Origin of the sequence: Steroidobacter denitrificans (assembly GCF_001579945.1) — a bacterium.
Classification (GTDB): Bacteria; Pseudomonadota; Gammaproteobacteria; order Steroidobacterales; family Steroidobacteraceae; genus Steroidobacter; species Steroidobacter denitrificans.
The window spans coordinates 1,538,884-1,563,561 of the sequence record NZ_CP011971.1; the positions used below are offsets into that span (position 1 = coordinate 1,538,884).

Sequence of the window (24,678 nt, forward strand, 5' to 3'; positions counted from 1 at the left end):
TGCAGTTCGCCCATGCAACTTGAATGGCCCATTCTTAGCGTACTCATTTGGCTGCCCATCCTCGGCGGCCTCCTCATGCTGGCTCTCGGCGATCGCGGCATCGCGTTGGGTCGATGGGTAGGATTGCTGACCACCCTGGCGACCTTCGCGATCTCGACCTTGCTGTACACGAACTTCGATGCGTCCACGGCGCAAATGCAGTTCGTCGAGGAGCGCTCCTGGATTCCGGTGTTCAATATCTGGTATGCCCTGGGAATCGACGGCATATCGCTGCCGTTGATCCTGTTGACCACCTTCGTGACGCCTTTGTGCGTGATTGCCGGCTGGTCGATCATCGAAAAAAAGCCGGGGCAATATTTCGCATCCTTCCTGCTCATGGAAGGTTTGATGATCGGCGTGTTTGCCGCACTGGATGCAATGTTGTTCTATGTGCTGTGGGAAGCGATGCTGATCCCGATGTTCATCATCATCGGTATCTGGGGCGGACCGCGGCGCGTATACGCAACCCTGAAGTTTTTTCTATATACCTTTCTCGGCTCGGTGCTGATGCTGGTGTCGCTGATCTACATGTACCTGCAAAGCTGCGACCTGGGGCAGTGCAGCTATTCGATCGCCGATTTCCAGCGTATGCCGCTGGGCCTGAACGAGCAGATTCTGATCTTCCTGTCCTTTTTCGCGGCCTTTGCGGTCAAGGTGCCGATGTGGCCGGTGCATACCTGGCTACCGGACGCGCACGTGGAGGCGCCCACGGGCGGCTCGGTGATTCTGGCAGCCATCCTGCTCAAGATGGGCGGGTACGGCTTCCTGCGCTTCGCGCTGCCCATCACTCCGGATGCGAGTGCGACGCTGGACTGGCTGATCATTTCTCTATCCTTGATAGCGATCGTCTACATCGGCTTCGTGGCCATCGTGCAGCAGGACATGAAGAAGTTGATCGCCTATTCCTCGGTGGCGCACATGGGTTTCGTCACCCTGGGCGCATTCCTGACGTTCGAACTGCTGCGCGTCAACGGTGACGTGCGCGGGGCGGCGATGGGGCTCGACGGCGCCATGGTTCAAATGGTTTCCCATGGCTTGATTTCGGGTGCGATGTTCTTTTGCATGGGCGTGCTTTACGACCGCATGCACACCCGTGAAATCAGCGCCTATGGCGGTGTGGTCAATACCATGCCGGTGTTCGCCACGTTTGCCGTATTGTTTTCCTTCGCGAATTCGGGCCTGCCGGGCACCTCGGGCTTCGTGGCCGAGTTCCTGGTGATCATCGCCAGCTTCCGTGCGGATTTCTGGTATGCCTTCTTCGCGGCGGTGACCTTGATCCTGGGCGCGGCTTATTCACTATGGCTGGTGAAACGCGTGATTTTCGGACCGGTGAAGAATGAGAACGTGGCGGCGATGCAGGACGTCAATGCGCGCGAGTTCATCGTATTGGGTGTGCTGGCCGTGGCGGTTCTGTTGCTGGGCGTCTGGCCGGCACCGTTGCTGGATGTCATGCGCCCCACCATCGAGAACCTGGTGCAGCAGATCACGATCTCGAAGTTGTAAGAGCGCTGCGATCTAAATCATGAATTCGAGCGAGTGCCGGTAATGGATGCTTTAGCAAATATCGGAGCGGGGACGCTGGGGGCCGGATTGGGGCTGCAGGCCGCGGCGGCGGAAATTTTCCTCCTGGCGGCGATTTGCGTCATTCTGCTCATCGACGTGTTCCTGAGCGAACGTACCCGCTGGGTAACTTATGTCCTGTCATTGCTGAGCCTGGCGGGTGCGGCCTGGGTGACTCTGAATTTCGGTGTCGAGGGCAGGGTGAGCGCCCTGGACGGCACTTTCCTAGCCGATCCCATGGGCGATGTACTGAAACTGTTCGCCTATGGCACAGTGGCGGTCTGTTTCGTGTATTCGCGCGAGTACCTGCAACTGCGTGACCTGTTCCGGGGTGAATACTTCGTCCTGGGCTTGGTGGCGCTGCTGGGCGTGATGGTCATGATCTCGGCCGGCAGTCTGCTGACGGTGTATCTAGGCATGGAGCTGATGTCACTGTCCTTGTATGCGATGGTCGCCTTCGACCGCGAGTCCGGCGTCTCGGCGGAATCCGCCATGAAGTATTTCGTGCTGGGCACGATCGCTTCGGGCACCATGCTGTACGGTTTCTCGATGCTGTACGGCTTGACGGGCACCTTGCAATTGGATGAACTGGCGCTGGCCGTGCGCGAGGTCGGAGCCGCCAATCTCGGGCTGATTTTCGCTCTCGCCTTCATTATCGTCGGTATCGGTTTCAAGTTCGGCGCGGTGCCGTTTCACTCCTGGCTGCCCGACGTTTACCACGGTGCTCCGACGCCGGTGACCTTGTTCGTCAGTGCGGCGCCGAAGATCGGTTCATTCGTGCTGGCGATACGCCTGCTGGCCGAGGGGCTCGATGCGCTCGTGGCCAGTTGGCAGAACATGCTCATCGCGCTTTGCGTGCTATCGCTGCTGGTCGGCAATGTCGTTGCGATCGCACAGACGAATCTCAAGCGCATGCTGGCGTACTCCACGATCTCACACGTGGGCTTCATCCTGCTGGGTATTCTCGCCGGCACGAACGACGGCTACCAGGCAGCCATGTACTACACCTTGACCTATGTGATCATGTCCGTGGGCTCCTTCGGCATGATTCTGGTACTGTCGCGCCAGGGCTTCGAGGCCGATCGCCTGGAGGATTTCAAGGGGCTGAATCGTCACAGTCCCTGGTTTGCGGCGATCATGTTGCTGCTGATGTTCAGTCTGGCCGGAGTGCCGCCGTTCATCGGTTTCTGGGCCAAGCTCGCCGTGATCGGCGCGGTGCTCGATGTCGGCCTGGTCTGGCTGGCGGTGCTGGCCGTGCTGATGTCGGTGGTGGGTGCGTTCTACTACCTGCGGGTGGTGAAACTCATGTATTTCGACGAGCCGCCCGCCGAGCGGTTCGAGATCACGGCGGGCGGAACGCTGCGTACCGTGCTGAGCGCCAACGGGCTGGCGGTGCTGGTGCTGGGCATCTTCCCGGCGCTGCTCCTGGACTTGTGCGCACGGGTGCTGCCTTGATGGCATAAGTTTACGATTGTTCTTGCTATTGACCGGTATAGATCCTTATAATTTGCGCCCTCTGTTGCGGGGTGGAGCAGTCTGGCAGCTCGTCGGGCTCATAACCCGAAGGTCGTAGGTTCAAATCCTACCCCCGCTACCACGCTTTCGGCGTGCCAAGGGCCCCGCTGCAGGGCCTTTTTTGATTGAGCGTCGCATAGGCGCCAGGCGTCGCAAGCGCATGGACAGCCGTTGAGAATGGGCCTTGGGCCCATTTTTTGTTTCTGCGGCCGGAAAAACGGGTCTACGGGGGCCTTTCCACGAGGGGTTCGAGCCGTATCGGAGGTGTCAGGTGCTAAGAGATCAGCTGAGCGAGTTGCTTGGTCCGATCGTCGCCGGCCTCGGCTATGAATTGTGGGAATTGGAGTATGTATCGCGCGGCGGCGGCTTGCTGAGATTGTATATCGACACTCCCGCAGGCGTTACGGTGGAGGATTGCGAGCGGGTGAGCAGGGCGGTCAGCGAGACCCTGGATGCGGCGGATCCCATCCCGGGCGAGTACACGCTGGAAGTCTCCTCGCCGGGCCTGGATCGCGTGCTGCGCAGACCGGCGCACTTCGAACGCTTCACAGGTGAGCGGGTGAAGCTCGAAATGATGCAGCCGTTGGACGGTCGCAAGAGGTTCGTAGGGCGTCTGCTGCGAGTTGCGGAGCAGTGCGTCACGCTCGAGCTGGACGATGGGGCCTGCGGCGCGGAGACCGTCACTTTGCCGATCGATGACATACACAAGGCGCGGCTCGTCCCGCCGCTGTGACTGGATGTCTATGGAGTTCGCACGATGAACAAAGAGATATTGATGGTGGTCGATGCAGTCTCGAACGAGAAGGGCGTCGACAAGGAGATCATATTCGAGGCGCTCGAAGCCGCGCTGGCGTCTGCGACGCGCAAGCGCCACGGCGAGGGCACCGACGTGCGTGTCTCCATCAATCGCAAGACCGGCGACTACGATACTTGGCGGCGATGGAAGGTTTTCGCGGATGATTCCACCGAGTTGGAATTTCCGGACAGCGAGTTGCGCCTGGAGGACGCGCTCGATATTTCCGCCGATGCGGAAGTCGGCGGTTACGTCGAGGTGCCCATGGAGTCCGTGGCCTTCGGGCGTATTGCCGCACAGACCGCCAAGCAGGTCATCGTCCAGAAAGTGCGCGAGGCTGAGCGTGCTCAAGTTGTAGAGGAGTATCAGAGCCGGATAGGCACGCTGGTATCCGGCATCGTCAAGCGTGTCGACCGCAATGGTGTGTTCGTCGATTTAGGCAGCAACGCCGAAGGATTCGTCGCACGCGACCAAATGATCCCGCGCGAGCCGGTGCGCGCGCAGGACCGTATCAAGGCCTTCCTGCAGGACGTACGCTCCGAGCCGCGTGGTCCTCAACTGTTCCTGACGCGTACGGCACCCGAGTTCCTGATCGAGCTGTTCAAGCTGGAAGTGCCCGAAGTAGGCCAGGGTTTGATCCAGATTCTCGGCGCCGCTCGTGATCCCGGGGTACGTGCCAAAATCGCAGTGAAGAGCAATGACAGCCGGATCGATCCCGTGGGCGCCTGCGTGGGAATGCGCGGCTCGCGAGTGCAGGCCGTCTCCAACGAGGTGGCCGGCGAACGCGTGGATATCATTCCGTTCGACGAAAACGTTGCGCAGTTCGTGATCAACGCCATGGCCCCGGCAGAGGTGGTTTCCATCGTGGTCGACGAGGATGCGCATTCCATGGATCTCGCCGTGACCGAGGAAAAGCTATCGCAGGCGATCGGACGCGGCGGACAGAACATTCGTCTCGCCAGTGAACTGACGGGCTGGGAATTGAATGTGATGACCCAGCAGGCCGCGGAGGCCAAGAGCGAGGGCGAGTCGCAGAAGTTGGTCGATCTGTTCAAGTCCGAACTGGATGTGGATGAGGATGTGGCGCAAATTCTGGTGCAGGAGGGCTTCTCGACGATCGAGGAAATTGCCTATGTTCCTGCTTCCGAACTCAATAGCATCGAGGAGTTCGATGAGGACATCGTCACAGAGCTGCGCAATCGTGCTCGTGACGTGCTGCTGACGCAGGCAATCGCGAGCGAGGAGGAAATCGATGCCGCCGAGCCGGCTGAGGACTTGCTCGAGCTCGAAGGCATGGACACGGAGCTGGCGCTGGAGCTTGCCAGCCGGGGAATCGTGACGCGGGAGGATCTCGCGGAACAGGCGATCGACGATCTCCTGGAGATCGATGGAATCGACGCCGCGCGTGCGGGCGCGCTCATCATGGCAGCGCGCAAGCACTGGTTCGAAGCCGCTGGACAGGCTTAAGTCGGGTAGCAGGAGGGGTTCATGGCGGATGTCACGGTTAGCCAGTTTGCGGAGGTACTGAAAGTACCCGTCGAGCGTCTGTTGACGCAGCTCGACGAGGCAGGCATCCGCGTGTCAGGCGCGGACGATACGATCAGCGATGACGCCAAGATGGAACTGCTGACGTTCCTGCGCCGCGCGCACGGCCGTACGCGTGATTCGGCTGCGCCTCGCAAGATTACGCTGCGGCGTAAATCGCAAGGGGAGATCAAGGTCGCCTCTGCACAGGGCCGTGCGCGCCTGGTCAATGTCGAAGTACGCAGCAAGAAGACCTATCTGAATCGCAGCGTGCTCGAGGAGCGGGCGCGTGTATACAAGGAGGAGCAGGAACCCCTCGCGCAGGAACAGCCCCTCGCGGCACTCGAGGACTCCGTGCAGGCCGCGCCGCCGGTTCAGGAGGCGCCTGCGCTCAGCCCCGAACAGATTTCCACGGTATCAGCGCCGCCGCCGGCTCCGTTCGAAGAAGACGTCCCGGTGCAGCCCGAGACGCCGCTTGAGGAGGTCGTGGCCGTACCGACGCCCGAGATGCGCGAGCAGCAGGAGCGGCTGGAAGCCGAGGCCCGCGAAGCTATGCTGCGTGCGCAGGCGATGGCGGAGGAAGAAGCGCGGCGCCAGGCCGGTGAACTGGCCCTGCAAATGGCCGAACAGGAGGCGCGCCGTGAAGCCGACGCCGCCATCGAACGCGCCGAAAGCGAACGCCGCCTCCAACAGCAGCAGGCCGATGCCGCCGCCAGGGCTGCACGTGCGCCCGCGCAGCGCGACACGCCGCAACGCCGTGCAGAGTTGCATGTTTCCAGCGACGCCAGCGCGCGTTTCAAGAGAAAGAAGCAGCATCAGGCGACCCGCTCGCGGCGTCCGGCGCAGATCAGTGTCACGACCCAGCACGGCTTCGAGCGTCCCGCTTCGCCCGTCAAGCGCGACGTGCAGATCGGCGAAACCATCACCGTGGCGGAACTTGCCCAGCGCATGGCCGTGAAGGCGAATGAAGTCATCAAGACCATGATGAACATGGGAGTCATGGCAACGATCAATCAGCCGATCGACCAGGATACGGCAGTGCTCGTCGTGGAGGAGTTCGGCCATACGGCGATCGTCGTGAAGGAAAGTGCGATCGAGGATGAACTGCTGGCGCTGGATGCCGGCCATGAACTGATCGCGCGGCCGCCGGTGGTAACCGTGATGGGTCACGTCGATCATGGCAAGACATCGCTGCTGGATCATATCCGCCGCACCAAGGTCGCCGCCGGTGAGGCCGGCGGCATCACCCAGCACGTGGGCGCCTATCACGTGGAAACACCCAAGGGCGTGGTCACTTTTCTGGATACGCCGGGTCACGCGGCCTTTACCTCCATGCGCGCGCGCGGCGCCCAGGTCACGGACATCGTCGTTCTGGTGGTGGCTTCCGACGACGGCGTCATGCCGCAGACGGTCGAGGCGATCAAGCATGCGCGCGCGGCCGAGGTGCCGATCGTCGTTGCCATAACCAAGATGGACAAACCCGAGGCGGATCCGGAGCGCATCAGGAATGAATTGTCCCAGCACAACGTGCTGCCCGAGGAATGGGGCGGAGACACCTTGTTCGTGCATGTCTCGGCGCGCACCGGGGAAGGCATAGATCAGCTGCTCGATACCATTCTGCTGCAGGCGGATATGCTGGAGTTGAAGGCGACACGCGAAGGTCTGGCAGCGGGCGTGGTCGTCGAGTCCAGCATGGAAAAGGGCCGTGGCGCGGTGGCGACGGTGCTGATCAAACGCGGCACCCTCAAACCCGGCGATCCGATCATTGCCGGTCAGGAGTTCGGGCGGGTTCGGGCCATGTTCGACGAGAATGGACAGGCGATCAGCGAAGCAGGTCCGTCACTGCCGGTCGTCGTGCTCGGCCTTTCGGGCGCGCCCAAGGCCGGTGATGATTTGCTGGCCGTGGAAAGCGAGCGCAAGGCACGCGAGGTCGCTCTCTACCGGCAAGGCAAGTATCGCGACACCAAGCTGGCCAAACAGGGGCCGGCGAAACTCGAGGATATGCTGTCCCAGATGGGCGACGGCAAGGCTGCAACAGTACAGATCGTCATCAAGGCGGATGTCCAGGGCAGCGCCGAAGCCTTGCACGATGCGTTGACGGATCTCGGCACGGACGAGGTGGCGGTCAAGGTCGTGGGCAGCGGTGTGGGCGGTATCACCGAGTCCGACGTGACCCTGGCGCAGGCGTCCGGCGCACGGATCATCGGTTTCAATGTGCGTGCCGACAGTACGGCTCGCAACATGATCAAGGAATCGGGCATCGATGTTCGCTACTACAGCATCATTTATGAAGCGATCGACGATGTGAAGCAGGTGCTCTCCGGCATGTTGGCCCCGGAAATCAAGGAGCAGATCGTCGGCTTGGCCGAAGTGCGCGAGGTTTTCCACTCCAGCAAGCTGGGAACCGTTGCAGGCTGTATCGTCGTGGACGGCTATGTGCGGCGCAACAACCCGATCCGTGTGCTGCGCAACAATGTCGTGATTTTCGAAGGCGGCCTGGAATCGCTACGCCGCTTCAAGGACGATGTCAACGAGGTTCGCGCAGGCACCGAATGCGGTATCGGCGTGAAGAATTACAACGACGTGCGTATCGGCGACCAGATCGAATGCTATTCGCGTATCGAGATCGCCCGTACGATGGACTGAGCTCAAGCCCGTACGATGGAGCGAGGCCGGGTACCCTTTGCGGTCCGGCCTCGATCCGATGATTCCGCAGCGCTGATTCGAATTATGTCCAGCAAGTCCTATCCACGCAGTCGCCGTGTCGCACAGCAGGCTCAGCAGGTGCTGAGCGAATTGATACGCCGCGAACTGCGCGATCCGCGCCTGGGCATGCTGACCTTGACCGAGGTCCGCATGTCCAAGGATCTGGGGTATGCGACAGTCTATTATTCGGTGCTGGGAGCCGACCCCGCCACGGCGCAGGAGATTCTGACCTCCGCCGCGGGCATGCTACGAGGCCCGTTGGGCCGGGTACTGGGCATTCGCCACAGTCCGGAGTTGCGTTTTGTGCACGACGAACTGATCGAAACCGGCGCCCGGCTTACGGCGTTGATTCGACAGGCGGTGGATGACGATCAGGCGCGGCACGTCGAATCTTCGGCCGAGGAAATTCCGCCGGCCGAACATCCTGAGCCTACCCCTGAGCGTCGTGCTGCCGAGGACGGTCTAGAGCCCGACGGCGTCTGACATGACGGCATGCTGCGCTGAGCGCGTGCACGCCCCTTGATCGCTACGCAGACGTCTATAATCACGTGTCCAAATCACACCGTTTTCATCGTGAAGTCGACGGCATCCTGCTGTTCGACAAGCCGCTGGGTTTGTCCTCCAATGCCGCGCTACAACAGGTCAGGACGTTGTTCGGCGCCCGGAAAGCCGGCCATGCCGGCAGTCTCGATCCTTTGGCCAGCGGGCTGTTGCCGGTGTGCTTCGGGCAAGCGACCAAGGTGTGCGGACGGCTGTTGAATGCCGGCAAGACCTATCGGGTACGGGTGGCGCTGGGTGCGCGTACGGAATCAGGCGACGCAGAAACGCCGATCGTGGAGCACGCCGCCATTCCGGAGCTGACGATCGAGACCGTGGATGCCGCCCTGGCGCGTTTCATGGGCGAGCAGCAGCAGATCCCGCCCATGCATTCAGCACTCAAGCACGCCGGCGAGCGCCTGTATGAACTTGCCCGCCGCGGAGAGTCGGTGGAACGCCCGGCGCGCACGATCGTCATTCATCGCATCCAGCGTATCGGGCTGACGCCGGATACGCTCGAGTTCGACGTATATTGTTCCAAGGGAACCTACATTCGTACTCTGGCGGCGGATGTCGCCCGCGCGCTGGGCACCCTGGGCTATGTCGAAAGCCTGCGCCGTCTGTCGCTGGATCCTTTCGACGGGCTGCATATGTATAGCCTGTCGGAACTGGAGGCGCTGTCTCCATCGGAACGCGACGCCGTCCTGCTGGGCGCCGACAGCGCATTCCAGGATCTGCCCCGGATCGAGTTGGATCGCGCCGGCGAACATCAGCTGCTGCAGGGGCAGAGCCTCCTGGTTCCAGGCGCTCCCGTCGCCGACGACATGCGCGCTTATGGACCGGGAAAACGTTTTTTGGGGTTGGTTTCGGGTGCCGCGGGCGGACGGATCAGACCGGGGCGATTGTTCGTGGACCCGAAGATGCCGCCGTCGCCGGCTCGCGGCCGTAGCGATCGGCGAGGTCCGGATTCGCGAAGGCGCAGCGCAGATTCACGGGACAGATCGTTTCAGGGACCGTAGATCCCGATTTTACATGATCTTACGGTTGAGATTCTGGGCCGCACGAGTAAAATGCGCGCCTCTTCAAAACAGCTATGCAACTTGAGAAAACCGGCTTCAGGGGCGGATGTCCGTCCGGTCGGCACAGAGGAATAGGGCAGATATGTCATTGTCGACCGAGCAAAAGGGCGGAATTGTCGCGGAATACCGGCGCAGCAGTGCCGATACGGGTTCCCCGGAGGTGCAGATCGCATTATTGTCGGCGCGTATCACCGGTCTGGGTGAGCATTTCAGCGCCCATAAAGGAGATCATGCCTCACGCCGCGGCCTGCTGAAAATGGTGAATCAGCGCCGCAAGCTGCTCGACTATCTCAAGGCCAACGCACCCGAGCGTTACCAGGACGTGGTCGCACGTCTCGGCCTGCGCCGCTGAACGCCGTGCCGGCGTCCATCCAGCCGGCCTTTCGCGCAGCCGCATTGATCCTCGTATTGCCCCGCCCGGCCGTTCGTCCTGCCATGGTGACGATCTCCCCAGGAGCTCCTCACCAGGCTTGCCTCGTACAAATACCGCCCGCCGGGCGTTCATGTCATCCCCAACGCAAGCATTGATCCCGGCCTCGGCCGGGCATAGGTGAAAAAGATCGTGAGCGTAATCAAGAAGACCTTTGCATACGGCCAGCACCAGGTCACCCTGGAAACCGGCGAAATGGCCCGGCAGGCCGACGGTGCCGTCTACGTCACCATGGGCGACACGGTCGTGCTGGTCACCGCCGTGGCGCGCAAGGAGGCCGATCCCAAGAAGGATTTCTTTCCGCTGACCGTCAATTACGTCGAGAAGACCTATGCCGCGGGCCGTATTCCCGGCGGTTTCTTCAAGCGCGAAGGCCGTCCCTCGGAGAAGGAGACATTGACCTCACGCTTGATCGATCGGCCGATTCGCCCGCTGTTTCCGGAAGGATTTCTGAACGAGGTCCAAATCGTCGCTACCGTGATCTCCGTGAATCCGGAAATCGATCCGGACATCCCGGCGATGCTGGGAGCCTCCGCGGCCCTGGCGCTGTCCGGCGCACCCTTTCAGGGACCGATTGCCGCCGCGAAGGTCGGCTATAGCGATGGTCAGTACGTGCTCAACCCGACATCGACTCAACTCAAGACCTCCAAGCTCGATCTGGTCGTCGCCGGCACCGCCGAGGCCGTGCTGATGGTGGAATCGCAAGCCGACTGCCTGTCCGAGGAAGTGATGCTGGGCGCCGTCATGTTCGGCCATGAGCAGATGCAAGCTGCGATCAGGGCGATCGGCGAATTGAAGACCGAAGCCGGCAAACCGGCCTGGAATTGGCAGGCTGCGCCCGCGAATGAAGCTTTACAGGCCGCCCTGGCTGCGAACGCCGAGACGCCGCTGGCGGAAGCCTACAAGATCACTGAAAAGGCCGCCCGCCGCGATCGCATCCGGGAAATCCGCGAGACGGCCGTATCGGCGCTGAGCGCCGGCGAGACCCCGGCATACACGCCGGGGCAGGTCGCGACGGAATTCGAGGATCTGGAATACCGGATCGTGCGCGGCCGGATCCTGGCCGGCGAGCCGCGTATCGACGGCCGCGATATGAAGACCGTACGTCCTTTGTCGATACGGACCGGCGTCCTGCCCCGTACGCATGGCTCGGCATTGTTCACGCGCGGCGAGACCCAGGCGCTGGTGGTGACGACCCTGGGCACCGGGCGCGATGCGCAGATCATCGATGCACTGGCCGGAGAGCGTAAGGAGCCGTTCATGCTCCATTACAATTTCCCACCCTTCAGTGTCGGCGAGACGGGAATGATGGGCTCGCCGAAGCGCCGCGAAATCGGTCACGGCAATCTGGCCCGCCGCGGTATCAGCGCGGTCATGCCCGACATGACGACCTTCCCCTATGTGATTCGGGTCGTGTCCGAAGTCCTGGAATCCAACGGCTCCAGTTCCATGGCCAGCGTGTGCGGCACCAGCCTGGCGCTGATGGATGCCGGCGTACCGCTCAAGGCCTCGGTGGCCGGGGTGGCGATGGGCCTGGTGAAGGAGGGCGAGCGCTTCCAGGTATTGACCGACATTCTGGGTGACGAGGATCATCTGGGCGATATGGATTTCAAGGTGGCCGGTACACGCACGGGCGTGACGGCGCTGCAGATGGATATCAAGATCAACGGCATCACCCGCGAAATCATGCAAGTCGCGCTGGAGCAGGCACGGGCCGGCCGCCTGCACATCCTGGAGCAGATGGACCAGGTGCTGCCCGCCGCCCGTGCAACCATGTCCGAATGGGCGCCCTCGATCATCACCATGAAGATCGACCCTGAAAAGATTCGTGAAGTCATCGGCAAGGGCGGAGCCGTCATCCGCGCCATCACCGAGGAGACCGGCACGTCGATCGACATCGAGAACGACGGTACGGTGAAGATCGCCTCGGTCGACGGCGTATCGGGCCGCGAAGCTCAGCGGCGTATCGAACTGATCACGGCCGAGGTCGAGGTCGGCCGGGTTTATGAGGGGCGCGTCGCGCGCCTGATGGATTTCGGCGCATTCGTCACCATTCTGCCGGGCAAGGATGGACTGGTGCATATTTCGCAGATTTCCGAGGAGCGTGTCGAGCGCGTCAGCGACAAACTCAAGGAAGGCGATGTAGTACGTGTCAAGGTGCTGGAAGTCGACCGCCAGGGTCGTGTGCGTTTGAGCATGCGCAGCATAGAGGCAGGCTGAAGAGCGCGTACACCGTCGACTCTACCGGCCCTTCGGGAAAACGAAGGGTCCGGCTCAGCCGTTTATCGCCCGCCGGTCAGTCGGTCCAGTAGTACCGGCTGACCGCGAATGCAGGGGTCAGTTGTGGCCCGCTGCAGGCTCCTCGGCCCGGTCTTCCGGCGGGTCCGCGGCTGTTCGGCTCATGGTCCTGAGCGGATCGTCCTGCAGCCTGCGCCAGCGCTCGAGATGCATTTGCGCCAGGCCGCCGATCATGTCGCCGCCATCTCCCTCTGAAGGTTCGTGCAGATCCTGGCTCGACAGCAGCTTCAGACTTTGTTCCAGATAACTGCCTACCAGGCCGGGCATCGAGCCGCCATGGGAACGGACGATTTGCGCCAGGAAGTCCCGGCTCATCAGCGGCTGGCCGGTATGCTCCTGTGCAGTGATCACCTGCAGCAGGATGGAGCGGGTAATATCGCTTCGACTCTTCTTGTCGATGACGACGAAATCGATCTCGTCCATCACCAGCCGGCGAATGTCGACCAAGGTGATATACCGGCTCTCGACGGTATCGTAAAGGCGGCGGTTCGGATATTTCTTGATGACTCTCGGCTCGCTCGCCGGGGGCTCGCTCATCGGGATCCCCCGTGACAGCCTGGGGCTCAGGATCGATCGTGATTCGAGTGTAGTCATGCTCTCATCCTCGCGTTTTGCCCAACGCACCTCCCCTCCTAGGCTGAATCGTGGGGTGGATCGCGCACCATGGCTTGCTGCAGGCCGCGCAGGGGCTGCATTCGCCAGTGTTGAATCGCCCATTCCCATAATGCATCGACTCCGCCCATGCGAAGTTCGGGCGGGGGGTCCTGCCGAAGAAACTGCAGCGCCCGCCACACCTGCCAGGTGGGAGTGCGCGTGTCGATGGCTGCGGCGCCCGCCGACTTGGACAGTTTGACGCCATTTGCATCCGTTGCCAGCGGCACATGTGCGTACTCCGGTGTCGGTAGACCCAGGGCTCATTGCAGTATCATCTGTCGAGGAGTGCTGTCCCAGAGGTCGATGCCGCGCACGACATGTGTGATTCCCTGAGCGGCATCGTCGACCGTGACGGCCAGCTGATAGGCGTACAGCCGATCCCGGCGCCGGATCACGAAGTCGCCGACTTTACCGGCGACGTCGAAAATCCTGATTCCCTGGATCTGGTCTTCGACGGGTATGGGTATCGGCTCGACGCGCAGGCGTATCGCCATGGGTTCGACCGGAAAACGCTGGCGGGGGCCATGGCGACAAAAGCCGGGATAACGCAAGGTGCCGCCGGGTTTGGATGCGCCCTGTGCGCTGAGCAGCTCACTGCGGCTGCAGGAGCAGGGATAGACCAAGCCGAGATCCAGCAATCGTGTCAGCGCCGCCTGATAGGCCTCGACCCGAGTGCTTTGATATAGGATGGATCCATTCCATTCAAAGCCGAGCGCCTCCAGGGTGGTCACGATCTGTTCGGCGCTGCCGGGTACGGTCCGGGGCGGATCCAGATCCTCGATACGCAGCAGCCAGTCACCGCCGGCCTGACGGGCACTGAGATAGCTGGCGGTGGCTGCCACCAGGGAACCGAAATGCAGATGCCCGCTCGGAGAGGGAGCGAAGCGGCCGCGATAGGGCACGGACGTCCGGTTTCCCGCCTCCGGTTCAGGACATCGATATGCGGCCGGACTCAGCGGTAGCGATCGTCCCGGTCGCCGTATTGCTTTTCCCGACGCTCGCGGCGTTCCTGCGCCTCTACGGACAAGGTGGCGACCGGACGGGCTTCCAGCCGCTTGATACCGATTTCCTCGCCGGTCTCGTTGCAATAGCCGTAACTGCCGTCGTCGATGCGCTTGATGGCTTCCTCGATCTTACGGATCAGTTTGCGTTCGCGGTCACGGGTCCGCAGTTCCAGGCTGAACTCGGATTCCTGGGTCGCCCGATCGTTCGGGTCGGGAAAATTCGCCGCCTCATCCTTCATATGCAAGACGGTACGGTCCACCTCCTGCATCAGGTCGCGCTTCCAGGTATCCAGGATCTGGCGAAAGTGATCGAGCTGCTCCTTGCTCATGTACTGTTCATCGCGCTGAGGGATGTACGGTTTGACGTTGCGGGGACCGGACAGCAGATTCAGGCCGGATAACTCCTGCTCGAGATCGTCGGTATCGGCGGCCGAATCATCGTTATGGGAGCTGAGGTGATGGGGGCCGATGGAGTGTGGGATCACGGGGCTTGGTGGCGCTATCGTTTTGGGGACGGTTGAAGCCGGCTGGGCAGGCCGCTTGGCGGAAGCGGCTTTTGCGGGTCGAGCCGGCGCTGGACTGCTTTTGGCAGCAGGCTTGCTTGCGGAGCGATTGTGCGGGACCGTCCTGGCACGGGCCGGTGTCCCGGATTTCCGGGCAGCCGCCTTTTTCGCGGGTGCGGCCTTCTTGACGGCGCTCTTCTTGGCCTTCGCCTTTACAGATGGTTTCTTCGCTGCCACCTAGGAGCCTCCTCGACGCTTCCGCCCGGCGGTTCCGGACGGTCGATTGCAGAAGAGGGCGGGATTATACAGACGCCGCATGAGGCGTACAGGGTTGGGGATGCGGGCTTGACAGGGACTGAAATAGTAGTTCCAGTCCTTGCCTGCGGGCCTCTGTCGATAGCGTCCCCGGGAGTCGCGGGACTCCAGGTGTGGTCCACACGGCTGCCGCTTTCACATACACTACGCTCCGCCGTTCCCTGGCCGGTGCGAGCGATCGCCGGGATATCACCTGAGAGCCGCCCAGGGTCGATCGCACTGCGGTCATAAGTCTAGTTCAACGAGGCGCGATGCGACTCAGCAAGATCAAACTGGCTGGATTCAAGTCATTCGTGGATCCTACCGCCGTCAACTTTCCGAGCAATCTGATCGGGGTCGTCGGACCGAACGGTTGCGGCAAGTCCAATATCATCGATGCCGTCCGCTGGGTGATGGGCGAGATTTCGGCAAAACATCTGCGCGGCGATTCCATGGCCGATGTCGTATTCAACGGCTCTAGTTCGCGCAAGCCCGTGGGCACCGCTTCGGTCGAGCTGGTATTCGACAATTCGGATGGCAGCTTGGGCGGCCAGTATGCGGGGTTCGCGGAAGTCTCGCTGAAGCGGGTCGTATCCCGTGATGGCGCGTCGGCCTATTTCCTGAACGGGGCACGGTGCCGCCGCAAGGATATTACGCAGCTTTTCCTGGGCACGGGCCTGGGCGCGCGCAGCTATGCCATCATCGAGCAGGGCATGATTTCGCGCGTCATCGAAGCACGTCCGGAGGAATTGCGCGGTTTCATCGAGGAGGCTGCGGGTATTTCCAAATACAAGGAACGCCGCCGTGAGACCGAGAACCGCATCTCTCATACCCGGGAGAATCTGGATCGCCTGAATGATGTGCGCGAGGAAGTGGAAAAGCAGCTGCGCCATCTGCAGCGCCAGGCGGCCACGGCACGGCGCTATCAAAGCCTCAAACAGGACGAGCGCAAGCTCACCGCCGAACTGCTGGCGCTGCGCCTGCGCTCGCTGGAGCAGGACGCGCACGGCAAGGAAGGCCTGTTGAGCGAACGTGATACGGCGATGCAGGGCTTGATCGCCGAACTGCGTTCCATCGAGGCGACGATCGAGACTGCGCGTGAAGAGTTCACCGAAGCATCCGAGGCGCTCAACACCGTGCAGGGCCGCTATTACCAGATCGGTGCGGAAATTTCCCGTGGCGAGCAGGCGATTGCACATGCCCGTGAACTGCGCCAGCGCCAGAAGCGGGATTTCGAGCAGGCCGATCAGGGCGCCCAGGAAACACGCCTGCACCTGACGCGCGATCAGGCACGAGTCGATGAACTGCGCACAGAACTCCAGGAACTGGAGCCGAATCTGGAGGCGGCACGCAGGTGCGAACAGGCTTCCGCCGCGGCACTGTCCCAGGCCGAAGGGGCGATGCAGGACTGGCAGGAACGCTGGGAGGCGTTCAATCGCGATGCACGCGCCGCCAGCGAAACGACGCAGGTGGAACGCGCCCGTATCGAACAACTGGAACACCAGCTGGCGCGGCTGGCCGCTCAGCGGGAGCGCCTGGCCGGGGAACGCGCCGGGCTGAGCACCGTCGAGCTGGAGCAGCGCATTGCCGCGCTGACGGCGGAACAGGAGCAAGCCGCGGCTCGCGCCGAGACGACAGCCGCGCAACTCGACGAGGTGGTGCAGGCGCTGCAGCGTGAGCGTGAGCGTGAGCGCGAGCTGGTCGCCACGGACGACCGCAGCCGGCGGACGCTGCAGGAAAGTCAGGGGCGCCTGCTGTCGCTGGAAGCCTTGCAGCGCGCCGCCCTGGGCCTGGCGCAGAACAAGGTCGGCGAATGGCTCTCTGCACATGCCTTGGACGAGCGTCCCAGGCTCGCCCAGCAACTGGTCGTGGAGCCGGGCTGGGAACGTGCCGTCGAGACCGTATTGGGATCGTATCTGGAGGCGGTGTCGGTCGATGCGATCGATGGGATTGCCGGCCAGATCGACACCTTGCAGGCCGGCGCTGTATCGTTCTTTCGCGATGGCGCCGGCGAGCGTCATGCCGAGGATGCGGACCGGTTGCTGGGCCGCGTGCAGGGCCCGCCTGCGCTGGCCGCATTCCTGACGGGCATCATCGCCGTGGATACCCTGGCACAGGCACTGGAGAAGCGCCGCGACCTGCGGGCCGGCGAGTCCGTCATCACGCGTGATGGCCTGTGGATCGGGCGGGAGTGGCTGCGTGTCAGCCGCGATCAGGATGTGCATGCCGGCGTCATCGAGCGAGAGCAGGAAATGCGTAAGCTGCGTCAGGACGTGGAACTGGCGGCTCGCCGGCGCGAGGCAGTCCAGGACGAACTGGCGCAAGCCCGATCGGCGCTGACGGAGCACGAGCGCCAGCGTGATTTCCTGCAGAGCGAGGCCAATCAGCTGCATCGCGCGCAAAGCGAACGCGGTGCAAAACTCGCGAATGCGCTAGCCCAGACCGAGCAGATGACTCAACGAATCATCCGCATCGAGGCGGAAACACAGGAACTGGAACGCGACCACCAGGAACGCACCGAGGCTCTTGCCGAAGCGCGTGGCGGTTTGCAGGAGGGCATGGATGCCATGGTGGAATTCGAAGCGATTCGTGGCCGGCTCGAGCCGGAACGCGAAGTGTTGCGCCAAAATCTCGGTGAAAAGCGCCGGCAGGCGCAGGCCGACCGCGACGGCGCCCAGGAGGTGGCCATCAAGGTCGAGTCGAAGCGTTCGGCGCTGACCTCGATTTCCGGCGGCTTCGAGCGTCTGCAGCAGCAGCTCGAGAGAATGCTGCTGCGTCGCGAGGAACTGACCAGACAGCTTGCCGAAGGCGAGGCGCCGCTGGAGGAACTGGCGGCTCGCTTGGAACATGCGCTGCAGCAGCGCATGCAGGTGGAACAGGAGTTGAGCGCTGCGCGCCACGCGCTGGAGGAAGCCGAGAGCCGTATGCGCAGCCTGGATCAGCGCCGCCTGGACAGCGAGGCTGCCGTCGAGGATGCCCGTGCCGGCCTCGAGGATGTGCGCTTGGCTGCGCAAGCGCTCAAGGTGCGCCGCGAGTCGTTGCTGGAGCAGTTCGAGGCGACTTCCTTCGACCTGGAAAGCGTGTATCAGGAAATGGAACCGGAAGCCGGAATCGACGCGTGGGAAAAGAGTCTGGCGGAGGTTGGCGGCAAGATCGAACGGCTGGGCCAAGTCAACTTGGCGGCGATCTCCGAATTCGAGGAGCAGTCCGAGCGCAAGGAATATCTCGATCGCCAGTTCAAGGATCTGACGGATGCGCTGGAAACGCTGGACACGGCGATTCGCAAGATCGATCGCGAGACGCGTTCCCGCTTCCAGGATACCTTCGACAAGGTCAATGCCGGACTGAAGGATCGTTTTCCGCGCCTGTTCGGCGGCGGACATGCCTACCTGGAGCTGGCCGGCGAGGATGTCCTCAATGCCGGCGTGTCCATCATGGCGCGCCCCCCGGGCAAGCGAAACAGCACGATCAACCAATTGTCGGGAGGCGAGAAGGCGCTCACCGCCGTTGCTCTGGTCTTTTCCATCTTCGAATTGAATCCCGCGCCGTTCTGCCTGCTGGATGAGGTCGATGCGCCGCTGGACGATAATAATGTCGGACGATTTTGCGCCACAGTGAAGGAAATGTCGGAGCGGGTGCAGTTCATTTTTATCACGCACAATAAGACGACCATGGAACTGGCCTCCCAGTTGATCGGCGTTACCATGAACGAACCCGGCGTATCCCGCCTGGTCGCGGTGGATGTGGACGAAGCGGTACGCATGGCGGCCATGTAGACCTATGAGCGAATTGCGCTGGATATTGATCGGCTTTGGTATCGTCCTGCTGGCCGGCATCTATCTGTGGGGGCGCCGCCGCACCGCCGCGGAGTTCGATATGCCGGCACGGGCGGAGCCCGGCCTGCACCCGACGGGTGCGCATACCGCAGAACCTGCTGCCCCAACCGCCGCCGCTCCGGACAACGCGCCACCCCCTCCCGGCGCGATGTCTGCTCCGCCGGCCGCCGCAGCCGCCGGCAACTACGCCGCGACAGTGGATCCGTACATGGCGACGATCGCACGCCCGGCGCTGCGACGTGAACCGACCTTCAGCGAGCCCGCGCCGGCCGAGGATCCGCCATCCTCTGCTGACGATCCATCGGCTGCGGATCAGGCGGCAAGGAACATCGCTCATGATGCGCCGGCCGGTAGCGGCGCCTCTCCGGAGGACTCTCCAGGCGCTTCTTGGACGCCCGGCTCGGGCGCTTCTCCGAGCGCTGCTGCGCAAACGCCGACGAGTGGTTCTTTCGCCGAGACGCAAACGCCGCGGCGTATCGAACGGCGCAAGATCCTGTCTCTGCGCCTGTCGGCGGCGCCGCAGCGGCTGGACGGAGCGAAACTACTGGAAACGTTGCAGCAGGAAGGCCTGGAGCACGGCAAGTACAAGGTCTTTCATCTGCTGCATGATGGGGCGAGTATTTTCAGCGTCGCAAGCATGGTCGAACCAGGTATCTTCGAACCGGAACTCATGGCTGAAACCGAGTTTCCGGGTATCACATTGTTTGCGCAACTGCCCGGGCCGGTTCCTGGGATGCATGCGCTGAACGAGCTGGTGGCCTGTGCCAGGCGCTTGCAGCAATGTCTCGGCGGCACCTTGCAGGACGATCGCGGCGTGCCGCTGACGGTACATCGTATCGAGCGGCTGCGCCAGGAGATACGCGAGTTCGAACGGCCTGCCGCGGCGGGTGGACGTCATCCCTCGAGCTGACGCCTGTCCGCCTGCTCAGGACGCCACCGGCAGGATTCCGGCATGCCTTTTTCAAAATCCCCCAGTGCGCGGATGCTTGCGCGTGCCGACGAATTGCGGCGCCGGATCGAGTATCACAATTATCGCTACTACGTACTTGATGATCCGGAAATCTCGGATGCGCAGTACGACCGGCTGATGCAGTCGCTGCGCGCCTTGGAGGCCGAGGATCCGCAGCTGATTACGCCTGATTCGCCCACCCAGCGGGTAGGTGCTCATCCTGTCGGTCAACTGGCGGAGGTGACGCATCAGGTGCCGATGCTGTCGCTGGACAACGCCTTCACGGAGGAGGATGTGATTGCATTCGACCGGCGGCTCCGCGAGCGGCTGGAAACCAGCGAGGAGATCGAATATGCAGCGGAACCCAAGCTCGACGGTCTAGCGGTAAGTTTTCTTTACGAGTCCGGTCGCCTGGTGCAAGCCGCCACACGCGGCGATGGTATGCGCGGCGAGGATGTCACCCATAGCGTGCGCACGATCAAGGCCGTGCCGATCGCGCTGCGCGCCGGCGCGCCGCTACGCTTGGAGGTGCGTGGCGAGGTATTCATGCCGGTGCAGGGTTTCAAGGACATGAATGCACGGGCGCTGGCGCAGGGCGAGAAGATCTTTGTCAATCCGCGCAATGCCGCGGCAGGCAGCATCCGCCAGCTCGATCCGCAGTTGGCCGCCGCCCGTCCGCTGGATGTATTCTTTTATGGTATCGGGCAAAGCGAAGGCTGGACGCCGCCGGCGCGCCACTACGAACTCCTGCAGCGACTGCGGGAGTTCGGATTGAAGATTTCGCCGCTGGTGAAGCAAGTGCGCGGTGTACAGGGCGTATTGGCCTACTACCGCGAAATGGCGGCGCTTCGCAGCAGCCTGGCCTACGAAATCGATGGCGTGGTCTACAAGGTCGATTGCTATGCGCAGCAGCGGGAGCTGGGTTTCGTGGCGCGAGCGCCACGCTGGGCGATCGCGCACAAGTTTCCGGCCCACGAGGAAAACACCGTGGTGCGTGCCGTGGAATTCCAGGTGGGGCGCACCGGTGCGCTGACACCGGTGGCGCGCCTGGCGCCGGTGTTTGTCGGCGGCGTTACAGTCAGCAACGCGACCTTGCACAACATGGACGAGGTGCGGCGCAAGGATGTACGTATCGGCGATACGGTAGTGGTCCGCCGGGCCGGAGACGTGATTCCGGAAGTGGTGAAGGTCATCCTCGAACGCCGTCCATCCACGGCGCAGGAAGTGGCATTGCCGACAATTTGTCCGGTGTGCGGTTCGGACGTGGAACGCGCCGAGGGCGAAGTGATCGCGCGCTGCTCAGGCGGCTTGTACTGTGCCGCCCAGCGCAAGGAAGCCCTGCGGCATTTCGCCGCGCGGCGCGCCTTGGATATCGATGGCTTGGGCAGCAAGATCATCGATCAGCTGATCGACACACCGCTGATCGATGGCGCTCCGGTGCGCAGTCCGGCGGACTTGTTCAGGCTCACGGCGCCGCAACTTGCCTCTTTGGAGCGTATGGGAGAGAAATCGGCGGCGAACTTGATCGCGGCGTTGGAGCGCAGCAAGTCGACGACACTGGCGCGCTTCCTGTATGCACTCGGTATCCGTGACGTAGGGGAGGCGACGGCGGCCGCCTTGGCGGAGCATTTCGGATCATTGGAGGCTTTGCAGCGGGCCAGCGTGGAGGATATCCAGGAAGTGCCCGATGTCGGTCCGGTGGTCGCGAGCCATGTTCATACCTTCTTGCAGCAGATGCATAACCGCGCGGTCATCGAGGCCCTGCGTGAACAGGGAGTCCACTGGCCCGTACAGACGCCGCGCCGCCCCTCCGCGGGGGAGGGAGCCCTGACAGGCCGCAGCTTCGTACTCACCGGTACCTTGACGAGCATGAGCCGCGATCAGGCAAGCGCGCGGATCGTGGCCTTGGGTGGCAAGGTGTCGAGCAGCGTGTCGAAAAAGACAAGCTATGTGGTGGCAGGTGCAGAGCCGGGTTCGAAGCTGCAGAAAGCGCGGGAGTTGGGGGTGGAGGTGCTGGACGAGGCGGCGTTCCTGGCGTTGCTGGGCCGAGTGATCGGTTGATGGCGTGTATTCCCGCTCAAGGGTCTTACCCACCGTGCCTTCGGGATTCACGATGGGTAAGACCCTTGAGCGGGAGTATCTACCCAGGAGCGGTGTTCAATGAGCTGCAGCGACAGGCTGCGAGTGGATCCCGCCGCGACCTGCGAGGCGGGATCTTGGGGAGACGCTAGATCGACTTTTCGATCTTGGCTGCCTTGCGCAGATCTTCCAGGTAAGTCTGGAGCTTCTTGCGTTGGAGCAGCATCTTGACCCGGTCCTTGACTTCATCGAAGGCGGGCGGCGTCGCGACTCGCGAGTCTTCCAGCTTGATGATGTGCCAACCGAACTGGCTTTTGACAGGCTGCTTGGTGAGCTGGCCGGGCTGCAGCGCGGCAACGGCGTCGGCGAAGGGTTTCACCATGGTCTCGAGCGTGAACCAGCCGAGATCGCCGCCGCTCTGGCCGGAAGAATCCTTGGATTTCTCCGCAGCGAGTTTTTCGAAGTCTGCGCCGCCCTCGAGTTGCCGGGTGATGGCTTCGGCGTCCGACTGTTCATCGACCAGGATGTGGCGGGCATGGTACTCGTGCGGCATCGCCGCGACTTGCGCATCATACTCGGGCTTCAGTTCTTCGTCGGCGACCGGATGCTCATCGATGTATTTCTGCAGGCTGGCATCGACGATCACGTTCATGCGCGCCAATGCGATCTGGTTGGCGACCTTGGAATCCTTGGTAATACCGGCCTTCTCGGCCGCTTCGGCCGCAAGCTTCATGCTGATGTACTGGTCGAGCAACTGCGAGTGCTGATCTTCCTGCACATCGCGGCCGGACTGGCGCCCGACGTTGTCGAGATAAAGATCAAACTCGGCCTTGCTGATGATCTCGCCATTCACGGTGGCGACGCGATCGCCGTTTTCGGCGGCATCGCTCGCGCCGTTCTTGCCGCAGGCAATGAGCAGCATGAGCGGTGCGGCCAGTACAAGGAGGGAAATACGGTGCTTCATGAAATCCTCTGAGTGGGCTGATGATCGGATTTTGTCGAATTGCTGGATTGGGCAAGGACGGCAACGTCACCGCCGCACTCCGTCGCCTGCCTCCTCGGACGTGTGGGCAGTAATGTTCAGGGCATGGATATCGGTTTGCATGAGCGCATCCAGTGCTCGATAGACCAGTTGATGGCGCTGCAGAATGCGCAGTCCCTGAAAGTCATCGGACACGATGTGCAATCGAAAATGTCCACGACCGTCCCGCGCTCCCGCGTGCCCGGCGTGCAGATGGCTGTCATCGATTAGATCGATCCGGTCGGTGTGCAGGGCATCGCGTAATGTGTCGCGGATACGTGTCATCCGATCCGTGTTTTCACAAGCAACGTTCATGATTGGGATTCGCCGGTATGCGCCGCGCCGGGCGATTCAGGATCCTCGATGCCCGTCCCGGCTGCGGCCGGACGGGACGACGGGCCGTCCTGTAGGGCGCGGGGCTCAACCGGCATCCTGGCAGCCAGCCACATGCCCTGCAACAATGCGAATACCAGGGTCAGTCCCAGCACACCATAAAGCTTGAAGGCCACCCAGATATCGGTGCTGAACCGATAGGCCACATACAAGTTACTGACGCCCAACAGGAGAAAGAAACCGATCCACATCCAGCTCAATTTAAGCCACTGTTCGCGCTCGAGCTGACCGTGCTCGAACTGCAGGCTGGCGCCGAGCATGCGCTGGATCACCGGCTGCGTGCCCACGTAATGACTGAGCAGAAATCCTCCGGCGAACAGCCAGTTGACCACCGTAACCTTCCATTTGATGAACATCTCGTCCTGGATCCATAGCGTCAATCCGCCGAATACCAGGACCAGGGCGCCCGAGATCAGGGCCATGGAACTGAGCTTGCGATGGCGTATCCACTGGATGGCGCTCTGTACGATCACCGCCGCGATGATGACTACGGTCGCTGCATAGATGCCTGCCAGCTTGTAGGCGACAAAGAAGGCAATGACCGGAAAGAAGTCGAACAGGAGTTGCATGACGTGAGCCGGCGGAAAGGGGCGCTATCATACTGAAAATGAGCAGCATCTATATCGAGATCCATCCCGGAAACCCCCAACCCCGCCTGATTCGTCAGGCCGTGGAGTTGATCAAGGACGGCGGTATCGTCGTTTACCCGACCGACTCCAGCTATGCCCTGGGGTGTCATATCGGGGACAAGGGGGCCATGGAACGCATCGCGCGCATCCGTCAGACCGATAAACACCACCATTTCACCTTGGTGTGCCGGGATCTGTCGGAGATCGCCCGCTACGCGCGTGTCAACAATCAGCAGTATCGTACTCTCAAGGCATTCACGCCCGGTCCCTATACTTTCATTCTGCAGGCGACACGGGAGGTGCCCAAGCGGCTGCAGAATCCGCGCCGCCGTACGATCGGTATCCGTGTTCCGAGTCATCACGTCCCGCAGGCGCTGCTGGCGCAGCTCGGGGAGCCGCTCATGAGTTCGACCCTGATCATGCCGGGGGATGAATTGCCGCTCAACGACCCGCACGAGATCCAGGAACGGCTCTATCACCAGGTCGATGCAGTCATCGACAGCGGTAATTGCGGCCTGGAGCCGACCAGCGTGATCGACCTGGCGGGACCGGTGCCGGTCATCGCCAGAGTAGGCAAGGGGGATGTCAGCGTCTTTCGTTGAAATTACGCGGCCGGTGTTTCCCGAAACCGGTGCCTGGCACCTGGTTCGGGAATCCAGTCAGGGGCGAAGAGCTTGGTATAATGCTACGGTCACGGTCGATATTTCATTTTATAGGTTTAAAAAGACCTGTAACTTACTGAATATATTTATATAAATATTGATGGATGACTTCCTGCAGGGTATCGGCGAGCCCGTCGGGGAGCGGGCATCGTGTCATCTCTCGCACCCCTTAT

20 protein-coding genes and 1 tRNA gene are annotated in these 24,678 nt (G+C 62.1%); 14 read left to right on the forward strand and 7 right to left on the reverse strand.

Translation table 11 applies throughout. From position 1 onward, the window contains the following. Positions 1-12 precede the first annotated feature (12 nt). The 10 genes from ACG33_RS06935 to pnp all read left to right on the forward strand — a co-directional run bounded on the left by ACG33_RS06935 (position 13) and on the right by pnp (position 12,403). Complete coding sequence (locus ACG33_RS06935) at positions 13-1,542, forward strand: NADH-quinone oxidoreductase subunit M (RefSeq protein ID WP_066919850.1); 1,530 nt, start codon at positions 13-15, stop codon at positions 1,540-1,542. A 42-nt stretch (positions 1,543-1,584) separates the two neighbouring features. Further along, positions 1,585-3,054 (forward strand): NADH-quinone oxidoreductase subunit NuoN, encoded by a 1,470-nt coding sequence (nuoN, locus tag ACG33_RS06940; RefSeq protein WP_083536520.1) that lies wholly within the window; start codon positions 1,585-1,587, stop codon positions 3,052-3,054. Positions 3,055-3,119: 65 nt separating this feature from the next. Continuing rightward, a tRNA-Met gene (locus ACG33_RS06945) sits at positions 3,120-3,196 on the forward strand. A 189-nt stretch (positions 3,197-3,385) separates the two neighbouring features. Then, a complete protein-coding gene (locus tag ACG33_RS06950; RefSeq protein WP_066919852.1) occupies positions 3,386-3,847 on the forward strand; it encodes a ribosome maturation factor RimP in 462 nt (153 codons plus the stop codon). A gap of 24 nt (positions 3,848-3,871) precedes the next feature. Beyond that, positions 3,872-5,374 carry a transcription termination factor NusA gene (gene nusA / locus ACG33_RS06955; protein WP_066919854.1) on the forward strand — a complete coding sequence of 501 codons (1,503 nt, stop codon included), beginning with the start codon at positions 3,872-3,874 and terminating at the stop codon, positions 5,372-5,374. 21 nt (positions 5,375-5,395) lie between these two features. After that, positions 5,396-8,077 carry a translation initiation factor IF-2 gene (gene infB / locus ACG33_RS06960; protein ID WP_066919856.1) on the forward strand — a complete coding sequence of 894 codons (2,682 nt, stop codon included), beginning with the start codon at positions 5,396-5,398 and terminating at the stop codon, positions 8,075-8,077. 84 nt (positions 8,078-8,161) lie between these two features. Then, a complete protein-coding gene (rbfA, locus tag ACG33_RS06965; protein ID WP_083536521.1) occupies positions 8,162-8,620 on the forward strand; it encodes a 30S ribosome-binding factor RbfA in 459 nt (152 codons plus the stop codon). 65 nt (positions 8,621-8,685) lie between these two features. Beyond that, on the forward strand, positions 8,686-9,693 hold the full coding sequence (gene truB / locus ACG33_RS06970) for a tRNA pseudouridine(55) synthase TruB (protein ID WP_083536522.1): 1,008 nt from the start codon (positions 8,686-8,688) through the stop codon (positions 9,691-9,693). Between the two features lie 142 nt (positions 9,694-9,835). Continuing rightward, complete coding sequence (gene rpsO / locus ACG33_RS06975; protein WP_066919858.1) at positions 9,836-10,105, forward strand: 30S ribosomal protein S15; 270 nt, start codon at positions 9,836-9,838, stop codon at positions 10,103-10,105. A 210-nt stretch (positions 10,106-10,315) separates the two neighbouring features. Beyond that, positions 10,316-12,403 carry a polyribonucleotide nucleotidyltransferase gene (gene pnp, locus ACG33_RS06980; protein WP_083537195.1) on the forward strand — a complete coding sequence of 696 codons (2,088 nt, stop codon included), beginning with the start codon at positions 10,316-10,318 and terminating at the stop codon, positions 12,401-12,403. A 117-nt stretch (positions 12,404-12,520) separates the two neighbouring features. On the opposite strand, the gene phaR is transcribed toward pnp, so the two are convergent. The 4 genes from phaR to dksA all read right to left on the reverse strand — a co-directional run bounded on the left by phaR (position 12,521) and on the right by dksA (position 14,624). Then, positions 12,521-13,018, reverse strand: coding sequence for a polyhydroxyalkanoate synthesis repressor PhaR (phaR, locus tag ACG33_RS06985; protein WP_066919860.1), 498 nt, complete (start codon positions 13,016-13,018; stop codon positions 12,521-12,523). A 95-nt stretch (positions 13,019-13,113) separates the two neighbouring features. Beyond that, the gene (locus ACG33_RS16480; RefSeq protein WP_210399210.1) at positions 13,114-13,362 is read right to left on the reverse strand and encodes a hypothetical protein; all 249 of its coding nucleotides are present in this window, start codon (positions 13,360-13,362) and stop codon (positions 13,114-13,116) included. 33 nt (positions 13,363-13,395) lie between these two features. Beyond that, positions 13,396-14,037, reverse strand: coding sequence for a tRNA glutamyl-Q(34) synthetase GluQRS (gluQRS, locus tag ACG33_RS06990; protein WP_210399211.1), 642 nt, complete (start codon positions 14,035-14,037; stop codon positions 13,396-13,398). 50 nt (positions 14,038-14,087) lie between these two features. Further along, positions 14,088-14,624: an RNA polymerase-binding protein DksA gene (dksA, locus tag ACG33_RS06995; RefSeq protein ID WP_322109322.1), complete on the reverse strand. Its 537-nt coding sequence runs from the start codon at positions 14,622-14,624 to the stop codon at positions 14,088-14,090. Between the two features lie 584 nt (positions 14,625-15,208). On the opposite strand from dksA, the gene smc reads away from it, so the two are divergent. The 3 genes from smc (at position 15,209) to ligA (ending at position 21,782) form a co-directional block, all read left to right on the forward strand. Further along, the gene (gene smc / locus ACG33_RS07005) at positions 15,209-18,712 is read left to right on the forward strand and encodes a chromosome segregation protein SMC (RefSeq protein WP_066919864.1); all 3,504 of its coding nucleotides are present in this window, start codon (positions 15,209-15,211) and stop codon (positions 18,710-18,712) included. Between the two features lie 4 nt (positions 18,713-18,716). Then, positions 18,717-19,682: a cell division protein ZipA gene (locus tag ACG33_RS07010; protein ID WP_066919866.1), complete on the forward strand. Its 966-nt coding sequence runs from the start codon at positions 18,717-18,719 to the stop codon at positions 19,680-19,682. A 72-nt stretch (positions 19,683-19,754) separates the two neighbouring features. After that, positions 19,755-21,782: an NAD-dependent DNA ligase LigA gene (gene ligA / locus ACG33_RS07015; RefSeq protein ID WP_157071852.1), complete on the forward strand. Its 2,028-nt coding sequence runs from the start codon at positions 19,755-19,757 to the stop codon at positions 21,780-21,782. Between the two features lie 166 nt (positions 21,783-21,948). On the opposite strand, the gene ACG33_RS07020 is transcribed toward ligA, so the two are convergent. The 3 genes from ACG33_RS07020 to ACG33_RS07030 all read right to left on the reverse strand — a co-directional run bounded on the left by ACG33_RS07020 (position 21,949) and on the right by ACG33_RS07030 (position 23,783). Further along, a complete protein-coding gene (locus tag ACG33_RS07020; RefSeq protein WP_066919870.1) occupies positions 21,949-22,764 on the reverse strand; it encodes a peptidylprolyl isomerase in 816 nt (271 codons plus the stop codon). A gap of 66 nt (positions 22,765-22,830) precedes the next feature. Next, positions 22,831-23,136 (reverse strand): BolA family protein, encoded by a 306-nt coding sequence (locus ACG33_RS07025; RefSeq protein ID WP_066919872.1) that lies wholly within the window; start codon positions 23,134-23,136, stop codon positions 22,831-22,833. Then, a complete protein-coding gene (locus ACG33_RS07030) occupies positions 23,133-23,783 on the reverse strand; it encodes a septation protein A (protein ID WP_083536525.1) in 651 nt (216 codons plus the stop codon). The genes ACG33_RS07025 and ACG33_RS07030 overlap by 4 nt, the downstream gene beginning before the upstream one ends. Positions 23,784-23,821: 38 nt before the next feature. Between ACG33_RS07030 and ACG33_RS07035 the strand changes: the two genes are divergently transcribed. Then, complete coding sequence (locus ACG33_RS07035) at positions 23,822-24,445, forward strand: L-threonylcarbamoyladenylate synthase (RefSeq protein ID WP_066919874.1); 624 nt, start codon at positions 23,822-23,824, stop codon at positions 24,443-24,445. Positions 24,446-24,678: the final 233 nt, after the last annotated feature.